The sequence below is a fragment of the Legionella antarctica genome (assembly GCF_011764505.1).
In the GTDB taxonomy this organism is placed as follows: Bacteria; Pseudomonadota; Gammaproteobacteria; order Legionellales; family Legionellaceae; genus Legionella; species Legionella antarctica.
Window position 1 is genome coordinate 3,675,814 of record NZ_AP022839.1, and the last position, 14,686, is coordinate 3,690,499.

Genomic DNA, 14,686 nt, shown 5'->3' on the forward strand with positions numbered 1-14,686 from the left:
ATGCTTATAAAGAAAAGACCATTCACATGTTCCGTATTATGCTTTGCTAATAAGGAACATGTGAATATAAACCACAAGACGAGACTTCTAAGCAGTCACTCCTACTCTTGTCGTTTCATTGCATCAAAGAATTCAGCGTTAGTCTTATGATTCTTCATTCGTTCTAACAAGAACTCAATTGCATCACATTCATCCATAGACTGGAGAATCTTGCGCAATATCCAGGTTCGTTGCAAATCTTCCGGGCTTAGCAACAGATCTTCTCGGCGGGTACCTGAACGATTGATATTAATTGCTGGGAAAACACGACGTTCAGCTATATTACGGCTCAAGTGAATTTCCATATTACCAGTTCCCTTGAATTCTTCGTAAATCACTTCATCCATTTTAGAACCAGTATCTACCAAAGCGGTAGCAATAATAGTCAAGCTACCTCCCTCTTCTATGTTTCGCGCAGCACCATATAAACGCTTAGGTCTTTGTAATGCGTTTGCATCAACCCCACCAGTAAGTACCTTACCTGATGAAGGAACTACAGTGTTATAAGCACGTGCTAAACGAGTGATGGAATCAAGCAAGATAACGACATCACGTTTATGCTCAACCAACCGTTTTGCTTTTTCAATCACCATTTCAGCGACTTGAACGTGACGGTTAGCAGGCTCATCAAACGTGCTGGCAACAACTTCCCCCTTAACAGAGCGTTGCATTTCAGTTACTTCCTCAGGACGTTCGTCAATCAATAAAACGATGAGGTAACATTCTGGATAATTTTTCTCTATCGAACGAGCAATGTTTTGCAGCATTAATGTTTTACCCGCTTTTGGTGGGGAAACAATCAAGCCACGTTGACCACGACCAAAGGGAGCGCATAAATCAACAACCCTGGCGGTCAAATCCTCAGTACTGCCATTACCTTGTTCCATAACCAAACGTTTTGAAGCAAACAATGGAGTTAAATTTTCAAATAAAATTTTACGCTTCGCACTGTCTGGAGTATCGTAGTTGATCTCATCCACTTTCAACAACGCAAAATAACGCTCACTGTCCTTGGGAGGACGAATTTTACCAGAGATGGTATCGCCAGACCGAAGACCAAAACGTCTGATCTGGCTAGGTGAGACATAAATGTCATCAGGACCGGCCAAATAAGAACCGTCTGCAGAACGCAAGAAACCAAAGCCATCCGTCAAAACTTCTAAAACGCCATCACCGTGGATGTCTTCACCCTTTAAAGCATGAGCCTTCAAAATGGCAAAAATAATGTCTTGCTTGCGCATACGGGAGGTATTTTCCACCCCCATTTCTTGTGCGATGTTAACGAGATCGGCAATAGGTAATTGCTTAAGTTCACTAAGATTCATACTTCTCACTTGATTTATTGTTTAAACGAATTGAATATCCGAGAAAATTTTTTTGTTAGGGAATAGCAGCTAAGGATTCTGCTGCCTATGAATCATACTTGCATTAAAGTATATTTCATATTTCACATAGGCTACCACAGCTTTACAACAAAATCTAATATTTTTGCAGTAAAAATAAAAAGTAATTTTCAAACGCTCATGCTTGATATTATTTTATTTCAATATCAATAGGTTAATAAATTATTGGAGCCACTTCTCAATAAGTCTTGATAACAGCTTGAACCGTGTATTCCACAAATCAGACATTCATATAATCACTTAGAAATCAATTGGCACTTAATGCTTAAGTACCGCGCCTAAAGCACGGTACCCAAGCAACAAGACAAATAATGATTCAATTGTATTTTATACGTGACTTTCGACAAAAGCACTTAATTGAGATTTAGATAGCAACCCCATTTTAACTGCTTCAACCTCGCCATTTTTAAACAAAATTAAAGTAGGAATACTCATTACACCAAACTTTGCTGGAGCTTGAGGATTCTCATCTATATTTATTTTAGCAAAAGTTACATCTTTACCATGTGTTGCAGCCACTTCTTCCAAAATTGGCGTCAACGCCCTGCAAGGACCACACCACTCAGCCCAAAAATCAACCAATACTGGTTTATTGGCATTTATAACGTCCTGGTCAAAGCTCGCATCTGTTACCGTTTTAATATGTTCACTCATGTCTAAACCCCAGTTATTTACCACTTTAAAAGTCTATTATAGATCACCACCCACAGCTTGCAACACACTTAATGCAGTAATTGCTGCAGTTTCTGTACGTAATATTCTTGGCCCTAAAGATAAAGGTAAAAATTCGTGGTGGCAAGCCAGATTAATCTCATCGTCAGTTAACCCCCCTTCGGGACCAATGATCAGGGCAATATCACAATATCCAACAGAGTAATCACGCCAGGTACTACTGCAATCAGGATTTAGAATGAACTTTAATTTGGCTTTAGCTGTTTTTAGATAATTATCCAGACTTATCGGTTGATGAACAGTTGGTACCTTATTACGACCAGACTGCTCACATGCCGCAATAACAATAGCCTGCCATTGATGAAGTTTTTTGGCCCATCGTTCTTTATCGAGTTTAACGGCACAACGCTCAGTGATTAATGGTGTGATGCTGGATACACCCAGCTCAACTGATTTTTGCATCACCAGCTCCATACGATCTCCTTTTGAAACGGCTTGAGCCAAATGAATATTCAGCGGTGACTCTCTGCTTTTTTCTTTTACCAAATCAATACGAACAATAACTTGCTTCTTTTTAACCGTCTCGATGGAAGTTGTAAATTCTTGGTTATCACCACAGAACAAAGTTAGTTTCTCGCCCGGTTGCATTCGTAACACCACAGCCACATGTTGTCCAGCTTCAGGAGATAGCTCTAGTAACTGACCACTATGATATTCTCCTGGCTGGTAAATGCGTATTTCTCTCACTTTTTTCACCATTATTTAGGGTAGAACTGGGTGCTGTTTTTTCGGTCTCCTCCATGGATTATTGAGAAGTTTAGCTTGCCTGTCCAGATTCCAAGAAAACAATTATAACCGCGCACAGTATCACAAAAATTACTTATTTTCGTCTGCTATGCTAAAATTTTCAATTTTACCATTTGAACGGAATATTTATGACCAAAACACGTACAGAATCGGACAGCATGGGTGAAATCAACGTCCCCGCTGATAAATATTGGGGGGCACAAACTGAACGCTCCTTACATCACTTTAATATCGGCAAGGATATCATGCCGCTTGAAGTGACCCATGCTTTTGGAATTTTAAAAAAAGCAGCGGCACTGACCAATCTGGATCTGGGAAAATTGCCTCAAGACAAAGCGGAGCTAATTGTCAAAGCGGCAGAAGAAGTAAGTAATGGCCTGCTAGATAATCATTTTCCCTTACATGTCTGGCAAACTGGAAGTGGTACTCAATCAAACATGAATGCCAACGAAGTCATTTCCAACCGTGCCATCGAACTTGCGGGGGGTACAATGGGTAGTAAATCCCCCATTCATCCCAATGATCATGTCAACATGTCTCAATCATCAAATGATACGTTCCCAACAGCCATGCATGTTGCAGCAGCCATGGCTTTTCATGAGAAACTACTACCTGCCGTACGCAATTTACGCAATGCTTTTGCAACTAAAATGACTGCCTTTAAAGATATAGTAAAAATTGGCCGTACTCATCTTCAAGATGCTGTTCCTATTACCCTGGGCCAGGAGTTTTCAGGCTATGTAGCCCAATTGGATGCATGTATTCACAGACTTGAGGAAGTATTACCTGAGTTATACGAGCTTGCCGCAGGAGGAACTGCAGTAGGAACCGGGTTAAATACCCATCCCCAATTTGCCAGTAAAGTTGCAGAACACATTGCCAAGATTACACAACTACCCTTTGTTACAGCGCCTAATAAATTTGCAGCTTTAGCCTCACATGAGCCGCTGGTTTTTGCCCACAGTGCCATGAAAACCCTGGCCTGTGCCTTAATGAAAATAGCTAATGACATTCGCTGGTTAGCCTCGGGACCTCGTTGTGGAATAGGAGAGTTACACATTCCGGAAAATGAACCAGGATCTTCTATTATGCCTGGTAAAGTAAACCCGACCCAGTGTGAGGCCATGACCATGGTTTGTGCCCAGGTTTTAGGCAATGATTCTACGGTAGGGATTGCAGATAGCCAGGGCAATTTCGAATTAAACGTTTTCAAACCAGTTATTATCTTTAATGTGCTTCACTCCCTGAATTTGCTAACGGATACCTGTCATTCATTTCAGGAGTTTTGTGCTGAAGGAATAGAGGCCAATCATACTGTAATTGATTACTACTTACATCACTCCTTAATGCTTGTAACCGCTCTTAATCAACACATAGGCTATGATAAAGCAGCAAAAATCGCAAAAACGGCTCATCATGACAACTCTTCGTTACAAGAAGCCGCTGTAAAATTGGGTTTTTTAACTGCTGAGCAATTTGCAGAATATGTTAAGCCGGAAGAAATGACTGCACCAAAGTAAATTGACATCTTTTATAAAAAAGGATAAAAGCTTCCGATTCTAAGGCGATTACCCCGGGTAATCGCCTTAGAATTTTGACACGATCAATAGCGACCATCAATTTTTGACCAAATGGAAAAATGAAAACCCTTATCGGAAACCAGGAAAATCAAGATGCAAAATCGCAGTTTCTCAATGCTAAAAAATCGAATAACTAATCCTCTTAAAACCTGCCTTATTAGAGTCCAGCAAGACCCCCTGGCCACAAAATATCTTTTCATTCTTATAGGTATCTCCTTATTAATCCATATGATATTTATCACATCGACCGTCTTGCTGGTGGAAGAGGCCTATTATTGGAATTATGCCCAACACCTTGATTTTAGCTATTTGGATCACCCGCCCATGGTGGCATTACTAATCAAAATATCTACATCAATCTTCGGCACTCATGAATTAGGTGTGCGCATGGTAAGCCTATTCTGCTGGATTTTTATGGCTTTTTTTAGCTATAAACTGGCTGAGTTAATCCATAATGGCTCCGGGCCATATGTTCTTATGTTGTTGGTCACATTACCCTTCTTTTTTATCCATTCGCTCTTTATTACACCTGATGTACCTCTTATTGTCTGCTGGTCAGCATCTCTTTACTGTCTTTATCGGGCACTTATTTTAAAGGAACCAAATTACTGGTACTTCGCCGGAATTGGGCTTGGTTTGGGAATGCTTTCAAAATACACCATTGCTCTATTAGGTATGACTACTCTTTTTTATATAATCATGGTACCAACAGCCAGGCAATGGTTCAGGCGGAAGGAACCTTATTTCTGTGCTCTGATTGCTGGGCTTATATTTACTCCTGTTATTTATTGGAATGCGACTCATCAATGGGTTTCTTTTCTATTTCAAAGCAGCCGTCGCTTTGCATCCACTTCATCCTTCCATCTACCTCAATTGATCGGACTATCCCTGTTTTTTCTAATGCCCATTGGTATTTACGGATTGGGCAAGCTGATGCAAAAAAACACCTTGGCGGTAGCGGATATAAGCGACCGAACTAAATATTTCATGCGTGTTTATACCCTAATTCCCTTAGGATTTTTTGCTCTGTTTAGCATCAACCACTCTGTTAAATTTAATTGGATAGGCCCTATTTTTTTAGCTCTCCTTCCCTGGCTGGCGGCCCTTATCGCAAACGCTCGTCAAAAGCGCCTTTGGCTAAAATCCTTTGTTTTTTTATTAGCATGTTATGGCACTGTTATATTGATTGGCTACTTTAATAAATCCGAAATGATGCAACAAAAGCTCCTCAGAGACGTCATTGCCTGGGATACACTAACCAAACAGTTTCTTGAGATTGCCAAACAAGTAGAAGCAACCACAAAGACAATACCAACCTTTGTTCCACTGGATAATTATCAAATTGGTAGTGAACTGTCTTTTTATCAAGCCAAGTTTCAGGCGCAAGAAGCAGTGGGCACTATTTACCCCATCGCGGGAGCACATTTTTTAGGCGGTGAAAGTTTAATGTATCGTTACTGGTCAAAAAAAGAGGATTATATAGGTAAGCCCTTAATTCTTATTGCTACCGATCTGCAGTCTTTTAACAACGCAGCACTTCGAAAACAACTTATTCAAATGTCAGAGACAAAAAAAATAGAAGCAATCAGCCAGGGGCAGGGTATAACAAGTAACCCTTACTACTACAAGGTGGTACAATTAAAGAAATAATCAATATCGTGGCTGGGTGTCCCTACCCGTTACACAGGGCTTTCTCATTGCGCGGGTTTCATACTATAATACCCACCTTTAGCCTGAGTTGAAATCTTTAATTTCTCTAAACCCTAAGCATCAAATCAATAAGATAATATGAGAAAATGCACTTGTTTAATACCAAATTCAAATGACTGAGTTATCTGAACCTTCTTCGGATCACATCCACATAGCCCCTCATACCCAGAGGTATCTCCTGGTTATTATTGGTATTTCTTTACTTATACATCTAGTGTGCATGACATCAGCTGATTTACTTGTTGAGGAAGCCTACTACTGGAATTATGCCCAACATCTTGATTTTAGCTACCTGGATCATCCCCCTATGGTTGCTCTGCTTATTAAATTCTCGACTTCAGTTTTTGGTACCAACGAATTCAGTGTGCGTATAACCAGCTTGATGTGTTGGTTGCTAACGGCTTTTTTTAGCTATAAATTAACCCACCTAATCAATCGTAAGGCTGCGATATACGCGTTGATGTTATTAGCTATATTACCCTTTTTTTTCATTCAGTCGCTGGTGATTACTCCCGACCTTCCCCTTCTCGTTTGTTGGTCTGCATCGCTTTATTGCCTTTATCGCTCCCTGATTTTAAATGAAGCATACTATTGGTATCTTACTGGTATTTGGCTTGGCTTAGGGATGCTGTCCAAATATACAATTGTGTTATTGGGCCTGGCAACTCTATATTACGTGATCACCGTGCCTACAGCTCGCCTCTGGCTCAAGCGGAAGGAGCCCTATGTATGCGCTCTTATTGCAGGAATACTGTTCACTCCTGTTATTTATTGGAATGCCACTCACCAATGGGCTTCTTTTTTATTTCAAAGCAAACGTCGATTCGCTTCAACATCGTCTATCGATCTACATTATCTTCTTGCCTTAATTTTTATCTTTATTACGCCGCTAGGCGTTTTGGGCTTATGGAGACTTTTGAAAAAAAATACCCTGGACACAAGTTGCAACATGATCAATGCGAAACGTTATCTACGTATTTTTATCTTGGTACCCTTGGGATTTTTTGCCTTATTTAGCTTGAATCATGAAATCAATTTAAACTGGATAGGTCCTCTGTTTTTAGCTCTTATCCCTTGGCTTGCTTTGCTTATTGCCAACAATTCCCGAAATCACTCCATATGGTTAGGAGCCGCGTTCTCCTTATTGCTATGTTATAGCTGTGCTTTTATGCTAGCCACTTTCAATAGCTCAAGGTTAGTGCAAGAAAAATTATTTATAAAAGTTGTTGCCTGGGAGTCTTTAATTAGAAAATTTCATCATATTGCCGAGCAAGTTGAAGTCCAAACCAAGAAAACACCCATTTTTATTCCTTTAGATAACTTCCCTATAAGTAGTGAGCTGGCATTTTATCAGAGTAAGTTTCTGGCTAAAGGCAGTGTACTAAAAAGTTACCCCATAGCCAGTTCCCATATTTTTGGGATAGAGAGCTTAATGTACCGTTACTGGTCAAAAGATATAGAGCTTGCAGGAAAACCAGTGATTTTAATTTCAAAAGAACTATGGCGTTTTGCTCTTCCGGAGATTAAAAAACAAGCCATTGAACAATCAACATTAAAGAAAATATGGTCAAAGGGCCAAGGACAGGGAGTAAGAAATATCCCTTTTTATTATCAAGTAATGCAGATGAAAGAATAACGCTACTGTAAAATAGCCTGCTGCCTTTTTTCTCGCCAAACCAGACGCGAATAAAAAAGATAATTTAATACAGAACCCAAGATTACGCCTGAAACCATGACTAGATTTTCTTTTAGATACCCTGTACCGAAGTAATTGATACCCAACTTCACCCAATTACCTTGAAAACCCACCATCAAAACAGAATACCCAACAAAAAAAGCAAAAGATTTAAACCGCTGACTTAAACTTCTTTTTTTAAACGTAAATTTATTGTTTAAAATAAAATTATTTACCATTGCGGCTACAACAGCTAATTGCACAGCAAAAAAAGGGGGGAAGTTTAAGCGCAGAACATTATAAACCAGACACTGGATGACTAAGCCTATGAGACCTACAGCACACATGCTGAAATAAGGTTTTAATTCATTTAAACGTAACGTGGCGAGAACCCGAAGGGAATCAAAAATACTGTTTGCAGGGAGCTTGCTTTGCCCTTTTTCTCTATCCACGAATTCAATAGGATATTCAGCAATTTTTGCTTTAGTTTTATGTAAGGCCCATAACAATTCTAATTTATATGCATAATTATTAGAAATAAAACGTTTGGGTAACGCTTTATTCAAAGCAAGGTAGTGAGTTGCTCTAAAGCCACTGGTAAAATCTTTATATTTGGGAGTAAGAGCGATACGTGCCACTATATTACCCAGTTTAGATAAAAGCTTACGATGCCAACCCCAATTGCGTGGGATGCTTCCCCCTTTAATATAGCGACTGCCCACAACAACGTCGTGATCATGCATTTTTTCAATCATCGGTAAAAGATAACACGGTTGATGCGATAAATCCGCATCAAACTCGACAATAATATCCGCACCTAAATGAGCTAATGCGTAATGCATCGCTTGTAAATAGGCTGAACCCAAGCCTGTTTTTTGTGGTTCTGTTATTACATGTAACTGGGGATACTGTTTTTGAAGGTGGGACACTATGTTCTGGGTATTATCTGTAGAGCTGCTGTCAAAGACCAACACATGAAAACTCATCGCAGCAGAAGATGTGGCTTTAAAAACCTGATGGATCGTTTCTTCAATTACAAGAGACTCATTATAAGTTGGAATGATAATTACAACATTTTTCATATTCATAAATAAAGCGAACTCCATTTTTCCCAAGGCACAACTGATACATCTAGAACAGACATATAAACTTTCTGAGTATAATGTAATTTGAACCCATATAGAAGAAGTGAACGCCAGAAATGAATCGCATCAAGCTCATTAGTATATTTTATAGTCATATTTTTAAATTAGAAACAATTAGTTAAGCGTTACGATCAACTTGCATTTCTTTTATTGTTATCACAAAATAAATTTTTAGTGTTTATTGAACATGACGATCACTAGCTTAGCACTAGCCGGGTACAAACAATGTATTCCCTCCCATCTGTTTATGGAGAGGGAATAAAGTGAAGGATAAGATTATTGAATCACTGGAAGTTGAGGCGCAGCTGTTTGTTTAGGTCCTGGTGTGGATCTTTGAGCTGGCTCTTTAGACGAAGAGCTTTTGACAGCCTCTTTGGTAGCACTGTTGGTGTTGGTTTTAGTAGCACCGGTATTTTGTTTCATCGTCTGGCGTGGTGTATATTCATCGGCTTGGGGATTGCGCCCGTCCATATAGCAACCGGATACGCCAAAAACCAGAGAAACAACTATCCCATAACCCCATTTTTTTAAATTCATCATAATTCGCTTCCTGCAAAAGTTAATAAAATAATTCTGATAATTTTTGAAAAATAATTTATCAATAACCCGAGAAAATTCATCATCCTACACATAGTGAAGGAAATCTCCCACCATATCGTATCCATGACGCTTCTCGAACTTATTGAGAAGTGACTTCAAAAGTCTTTAACTCGTTAATTAATATAAATTAAAAGACATCAAATAACCATAAATATTTTGCACGCTAAATATTTATTCTCCATTAGCCCATTCCACTAAGCTGAAAATTAATAGCTACCAGGTTATCATGATAGGTACTGCCACGAACAGAATGCGCATAAGATGGTATAATACGCAGCTGTTTGTAATGATAATCTATCCCGATACCATAACCATAGCCATATCGTCCCAAAAGAACTTCTGGGGTGGCAGAAAGAGCACCGAAATTAGCGGCCGTTATGGATCTGCTGAAATCTCGACTTACTATCTGGATAAATCCCCCGCTTACAAAGGGTGAAACGCGTTCATTTAGCTGATAATACAGGCGCGCATACTCCATTGTGGTCCCTATTTTTGTTTTCAGGGAGGGCACAAAAACATTTTGATTTGGGTAAATAACCGTGTAATTCTGTTGGCGAAAATTACTATAAAAATACGTTAAGTCACCCCGGAGATAAAAGGATCTATAGCTTTGACCAAAAAAAGTACGTGCACCTACCGTGCTGTCATTACCGTTATAGTTCGCAAAACCAGTTAATGGATTAGCCGTATCGCCATTTATAGTATTACTCAGGGTAAAATTATCCCGACCAAAACTTGCAAATATATCAATAAAAACAGGGGAAAACACGTGTTTCATCACATGCAGATACACTCCATTATCTACAAATGATTGACGGGCTTGGTTAAGGATGCTCGTCATTCGGGTAAGAGCGCTCGTGTTGGTAGTTATATTGTAAAAATTAAGCCCCCAATAGAAATTATATGTTTTAAAATTGTCGCCACCCACAGAAACAAAATTAGTGTGGCCGGAATATTGATTAAAAAATGCTCCCTGATTCGATGAAAATTTAAAGTCATCATAAAACGTAGTAACAATAGCTTTAGGTTGCAGATACTGTTGAATTAATTGCTCTACTTCTTGCTCACTCTTCATTTTGTTTTCGACAGAAAGAGACTGATTTTGAGCATCCACAGCGTTGGAGAGCAAAAGCAACAAAGAGAAAAAAATATTAGTTCTCATTATATTCCTTTATAAATGGTGCAATAAGTTAATACAGGCCATAAATTCAGCCCATTCCGTTTCCTAATGTGGAAGCAGCGATGGTGTTATTGTTTGTCCACACTCAGCTACTTGCAGGGTAGCCTGTGGCGGCATTATTAACGCCCCATTCGTGATAGTAGTTTGAGCTGTGTTTGTTTGGTTTTGCGTGTTCGCGGCCAGTCCAGCACTCTCAGGCATGTTTGCCGTTGAAGTATCAGTGCAACCAACAACCCAAACCAGTACAAATAACATAATCCAATGATACCATTTACCTGGCATAGCGCACATCCTGTATTTTTTTGATAGAAATCAAAATATAAATTAATCCCCATGATGAATCAATGGTTATTGATTCATTTACCATGGCTCAATCACTTATTGTCATTCAAGCTTTGTTCAACCCCCGACCTGAGCAGCTTTCCTACCAGTTTGTCATGAGTGTTACTCCCGAAGGCAACAAGTGTAATACTGTTGACCAGAGGGCCACAAAGTGCAATAATCACACAAAAATTTCCAGGGAAATACCTTTATGGGTTTCAAAAGAATCACGACTGTATTAATGCAAATCCTTGCTTTAATTTTGGTGTTAAAAGGAGCTTCTGCTGAAGATGTCACTGTTATTGGTTCAATAAAACATATCTTAAAGCAAGAAAAAGTGGATTCATCCCAAAAACTTATAGAATCCAGCAAGTTACCAAATAAAAAAATAATTCAATTATTGCAGATTCAGCTTTCTGATGAAGCAAACGATCTTCTTGCGAAGCGTGCACAAGATGCATTCACACACACCCATCAGTTTTCTCTAACATCTCAAAACGATGAAAGCACCTCCATAGCCCAGAAAGTACAGCTTGGAATGAATAATGTACCCGTCCTGGATCAAGGGATACATGGGACCTGTGTTACCTTTGCAGTTACCGGTGCCCTCGATGCAGTAATGGGTCAAAGTGATTATATTAGCCAGCTTTGTAACCTGCAATTAGGCAGCTATCTAGAAAAGCATGGTTATGGTATGAGTGGCTGGAATGGCAGCCATGCTATATCCGTGATAAATCAAATTGAACAGTTTGGCATTGTTACTAAGAAAAAACAAAAAAGTGTAGGCTGTGGGGGGATGACTCAATACCCAACCAATAAGTCTCACAGTCGAAACTCTTTTATGGAGCCCGAACAATATCGCGCAATAAGTGAACTGATTTTCGGTAAATTTGTCAGTTGGGCTGATGTATTTCAAAAATACGAGCCGGCTAAAACATTAAACGAAGTAAAACAAGCCCTCCATTCTGGAGATAGGCTGATATTTGCGGTCTTACTCCCTCGTACCGACCTGGGGTTTGTTGGAGCATTAGGTAAACACAAGACATGGATATACAAAGATAGCTGGGTGTTAACGCCTAAGATATTAGAAGGCATTGACAGTATCGAGGCGGCCCATGAAATGATCATTACAGGGTATGATGATAATGCCACTGCTACTGATGATAAGTGAACGAAACACAAGGGGCTGTTAACCTTGCGTAACTCATGGGGAAGCTCTGTTGGCGATTATGGCGACTTCTATATGTCTTATGATTATTTTAAATTACTGGCCTATGACGTCAAGCGATTCTCTTCTTATCCGATGTAGTTCCCAGCATCGGCCAAGCCCGAATTATATAGTGCCTCCTCCCTGCTTGCTGTCAGATGGAAAACATTTAATAATTCGCAGTACTGTTGTGTTACATAAGCAGGAAATGTAGGATAATTCGTATCCTGTCAGAATCGCCGGGTAAGTGTCTGCCACTGAGTCCGGATTAATCCGAGCCGCGCGCGTCAGCAAGCGGAATTCTTTAAAAATATTCAAAATACCTATTGACACGGTTTTTCTGTAAAACTGATGTTTTTCCATATCAAACGTAAGTCATGCAATATGCATGCCCTAAGATCCCCAAGATCACAATGTAGCCCCTTTCACTAATAAAACATCTCCCTCCTGAGGTCAGATTTTTTCTTAGCCCTTAGTGGCGTTAAAACTCGAAAAATGCGTTCAAAAAAAGTCATGTTATGATTGCCGTATCAGCATTAGTAACGCAGTGGTAGATGATGAAACGCCAAGAAATCAAACAAGTTTTAGATGAGTTAACAAAAGATATCGATAGTCTTGCCGACAAAAAGGCCGTGACTATCATTAAGGTATTGGTTAATTTGGTCGAAATGCTTGCCGAAGAAAATGCTTTGCTCAGAGAGGAAAACCAAGTATTACGTGATGAGATAAACCGCCTTAAGGGTGAACAGGGCAAACCTAATATTCGCGGTCAATCCAAAGGTAGCAATGGCGATAATACAGGCAATTCCAATCATTCATCTGAAGGAGATCGCAATAAACGTGGTAAAGGGAACAATAAAAACACAGGCAAAGACAAAAAAAACGTACGTATTGATAGACGTGTTACGATTGCTCTGGACAAAGCAACGCTGCCAGATGACGCCAAGTTCAAGGGTTTTGAGATTCGAATCATCCAGGATCTAAAAATCATCACGGATAATGTTGAATTCAAGCTGGAAACGTATTACTCACCATCTTTGAAAAAAACCTTTATTGCGCCGATTCCTGGCGAATATAAGGGCAGTGAATTTGGTCCTGGGGTTAAAGCGCTGGTCATCACATTATACCGTGATGCAGGGATGACGGAGAGCGCCATTGAGCGCTTTTTAAAAACATGTGGTATTCAAATATCACATGGTAAAATTGCTTCCATGCTGACAGAAGGCAATGATATTTTTCATCAGGAAAAAGAAGATATTGTCGATGCCGGTAGCAACGCAGGCTTGTACCAGCAGATGGATGACACAGGCAGTCGTGTTAACGGCAAAAATCACTACACCCATGTTTTATGTAATGACTTTTTTACAGCATACTTCACTCGTCGTAAAAAAGATCGCTTGACCTTATTGGAGTTGCTGTGTCGAGACCAATTAAAGTTTATGTTTAATCAGGAGGCTTATGAGTTAATGGATGAGTTTGGTCTCGCAAAAAAATGGTTGGATCAAATTAAACCAATGCTGCATGCACAACCCCTCACACGTGAATCAATCGATAGTTTGATGGGAACACTTTTTCCAAATCCAAAAAAACACAGCACGAATCGACGCATAATTCTTGAGTCAGCAGCTCTTGCCTATTATCAGCACTCGAAATACTTCATCCATTATTTAATGACAGATGATGCGCCTCAGTTTAATAAATTGGCCCTACATCATGCGCTGTGCTGGATCCATGAAGGTCGTCATTATAAAAAACTCACTCCATTCTCAGATATGAATCAGAATATATTGGCTGTATTTCTTGAGCAATTATGGGATTTCTACCATGCATTATTGACTTACAAGACGGCTCCATCTCAATCAATGGCCCAACAACTATCAATGCAATTTGATACTTTGTTCGCAACCACGACAGGCTATGATGTTTTAGATCAACGCATTGCAAAGACACGTGCTAAAAAACAAGCGTTATTATTGGTGTTAGACCATCCATTTCTGCCATTGCACAACAATGCCTCTGAATTAGGGACACGGTTTCAAGCAAGGATACGCGACATCAATCTCCAAACGGTCTCCCAAAATGGCACCAAATCAAAGGATACGTTTGCCACGATTGTACAGACGGCCAGAAAACTGAAAGTTAACGTTTATCAGTATATTTACGATAGGGTGACTAAAAAATTTGAAATGCCATCATTGGCTGAATTAATCTTACTTAAAGTGCGGCAGGTTCCATGCACCACATAAGCATCTCGAGATAATTCCGCTTGCTGACGCGCGCGGCTCGGATTAGTCCGGGCTCAGTGGCAGACACTTACCCGGCGATTCTGACAGGATACGATAATTCT

General features: G+C 39.7%; 12 protein-coding genes. 5 read left to right on the forward strand and 7 right to left on the reverse strand.

Annotation, left to right across the window (positions count from 1 at the left end; all coding sequences use genetic code 11):
- Positions 1-101: 101 nt before the first annotated feature.
- The 3 genes from rho to HRS36_RS17270 all read right to left on the reverse strand — a co-directional run bounded on the left by rho (position 102) and on the right by HRS36_RS17270 (position 2,861).
- The gene (gene rho / locus HRS36_RS17260; RefSeq protein ID WP_173238317.1) at positions 102-1,364 is read right to left on the reverse strand and encodes a transcription termination factor Rho; all 1,263 of its coding nucleotides are present in this window, start codon (positions 1,362-1,364) and stop codon (positions 102-104) included.
- A gap of 405 nt (positions 1,365-1,769) precedes the next feature.
- Positions 1,770-2,096 carry a thioredoxin gene (gene trxA, locus HRS36_RS17265; protein ID WP_173238318.1) on the reverse strand — a complete coding sequence of 109 codons (327 nt, stop codon included), beginning with the start codon at positions 2,094-2,096 and terminating at the stop codon, positions 1,770-1,772.
- A gap of 36 nt (positions 2,097-2,132) precedes the next feature.
- Positions 2,133-2,861, reverse strand: coding sequence for a 16S rRNA (uracil(1498)-N(3))-methyltransferase (locus tag HRS36_RS17270; protein WP_226905516.1), 729 nt, complete (start codon positions 2,859-2,861; stop codon positions 2,133-2,135).
- Positions 2,862-3,049: 188 nt separating this feature from the next.
- Between HRS36_RS17270 and fumC the strand changes: the two genes are divergently transcribed.
- From fumC to HRS36_RS17285, 3 genes are all read left to right on the forward strand, one after another.
- Complete coding sequence (gene fumC, locus HRS36_RS17275; protein ID WP_173238320.1) at positions 3,050-4,441, forward strand: class II fumarate hydratase; 1,392 nt, start codon at positions 3,050-3,052, stop codon at positions 4,439-4,441.
- A gap of 174 nt (positions 4,442-4,615) precedes the next feature.
- Positions 4,616-6,151, forward strand: a complete 1,536-nt coding sequence (locus tag HRS36_RS17280) for a glycosyltransferase family 39 protein (RefSeq protein ID WP_173238321.1) — start codon at positions 4,616-4,618, stop codon at positions 6,149-6,151.
- Between the two features lie 280 nt (positions 6,152-6,431).
- Positions 6,432-7,847 (forward strand): glycosyltransferase family 39 protein, encoded by a 1,416-nt coding sequence (locus tag HRS36_RS17285; protein WP_173238322.1) that lies wholly within the window; start codon positions 6,432-6,434, stop codon positions 7,845-7,847.
- 2 nt (positions 7,848-7,849) lie between these two features.
- On the opposite strand, the gene HRS36_RS17290 is transcribed toward HRS36_RS17285, so the two are convergent.
- The 4 genes from HRS36_RS17290 to HRS36_RS17305 form a co-directional block, all read right to left on the reverse strand.
- A complete protein-coding gene (locus HRS36_RS17290) occupies positions 7,850-8,974 on the reverse strand; it encodes a glycosyltransferase (protein ID WP_173238323.1) in 1,125 nt (374 codons plus the stop codon).
- Between the two features lie 333 nt (positions 8,975-9,307).
- On the reverse strand, positions 9,308-9,571 hold the full coding sequence (locus HRS36_RS17295; RefSeq protein WP_173238324.1) for a hypothetical protein: 264 nt from the start codon (positions 9,569-9,571) through the stop codon (positions 9,308-9,310).
- Between the two features lie 241 nt (positions 9,572-9,812).
- Positions 9,813-10,793, reverse strand: coding sequence for a hypothetical protein (locus HRS36_RS17300; RefSeq protein WP_173238325.1), 981 nt, complete (start codon positions 10,791-10,793; stop codon positions 9,813-9,815).
- 63 nt (positions 10,794-10,856) lie between these two features.
- The gene (locus HRS36_RS17305) at positions 10,857-11,093 is read right to left on the reverse strand and encodes a hypothetical protein (RefSeq protein WP_173238326.1); all 237 of its coding nucleotides are present in this window, start codon (positions 11,091-11,093) and stop codon (positions 10,857-10,859) included.
- A gap of 250 nt (positions 11,094-11,343) precedes the next feature.
- Between HRS36_RS17305 and HRS36_RS17310 the strand changes: the two genes are divergently transcribed.
- Together HRS36_RS17310 and HRS36_RS17315 are read left to right on the forward strand one after the other, a co-directional pair.
- Positions 11,344-12,303 (forward strand): C1 family peptidase, encoded by a 960-nt coding sequence (locus HRS36_RS17310; protein WP_226905517.1) that lies wholly within the window; start codon positions 11,344-11,346, stop codon positions 12,301-12,303.
- A gap of 590 nt (positions 12,304-12,893) precedes the next feature.
- Positions 12,894-14,585 carry an IS66 family transposase gene (locus tag HRS36_RS17315; RefSeq protein WP_173235423.1) on the forward strand — a complete coding sequence of 564 codons (1,692 nt, stop codon included), beginning with the start codon at positions 12,894-12,896 and terminating at the stop codon, positions 14,583-14,585.
- Positions 14,586-14,686 lie beyond the last annotated feature (101 nt).

Bases quoted from the DNA above. Each gene is read 5' to 3' on its own strand.
- rho (WP_173238317.1), bottom strand. From the start codon at position 1,364: ATGAATCTTAGTGAACTTAAGCAATTACCTATTGCCGATCTCGTTAAC.
- trxA (WP_173238318.1), bottom strand. From the start codon at position 2,096: ATGAGTGAACATATTAAAACGGTAACAGATGCGAGCTTTGACCAGGAC.
- fumC (WP_173238320.1), top strand. From the start codon at position 3,050: ATGACCAAAACACGTACAGAATCGGACAGCATGGGTGAAATCAACGTC.
- HRS36_RS17280 (WP_173238321.1), top strand. From the start codon at position 4,616: ATGCTAAAAAATCGAATAACTAATCCTCTTAAAACCTGCCTTATTAGA.
- HRS36_RS17285 (WP_173238322.1), top strand. From the start codon at position 6,432: ATGACATCAGCTGATTTACTTGTTGAGGAAGCCTACTACTGGAATTAT.
- HRS36_RS17290 (WP_173238323.1), bottom strand. From the start codon at position 8,974: ATGAATATGAAAAATGTTGTAATTATCATTCCAACTTATAATGAGTCT.
- HRS36_RS17295 (WP_173238324.1), bottom strand. From the start codon at position 9,571: ATGATGAATTTAAAAAAATGGGGTTATGGGATAGTTGTTTCTCTGGTT.
- HRS36_RS17300 (WP_173238325.1), bottom strand. From the start codon at position 10,793: ATGAGAACTAATATTTTTTTCTCTTTGTTGCTTTTGCTCTCCAACGCT.
- HRS36_RS17305 (WP_173238326.1), bottom strand. From the start codon at position 11,093: ATGCCAGGTAAATGGTATCATTGGATTATGTTATTTGTACTGGTTTGG.
- HRS36_RS17310 (WP_226905517.1), top strand. From the start codon at position 11,344: ATGGGTTTCAAAAGAATCACGACTGTATTAATGCAAATCCTTGCTTTA.
- HRS36_RS17315 (WP_173235423.1), top strand. From the start codon at position 12,894: ATGATGAAACGCCAAGAAATCAAACAAGTTTTAGATGAGTTAACAAAA.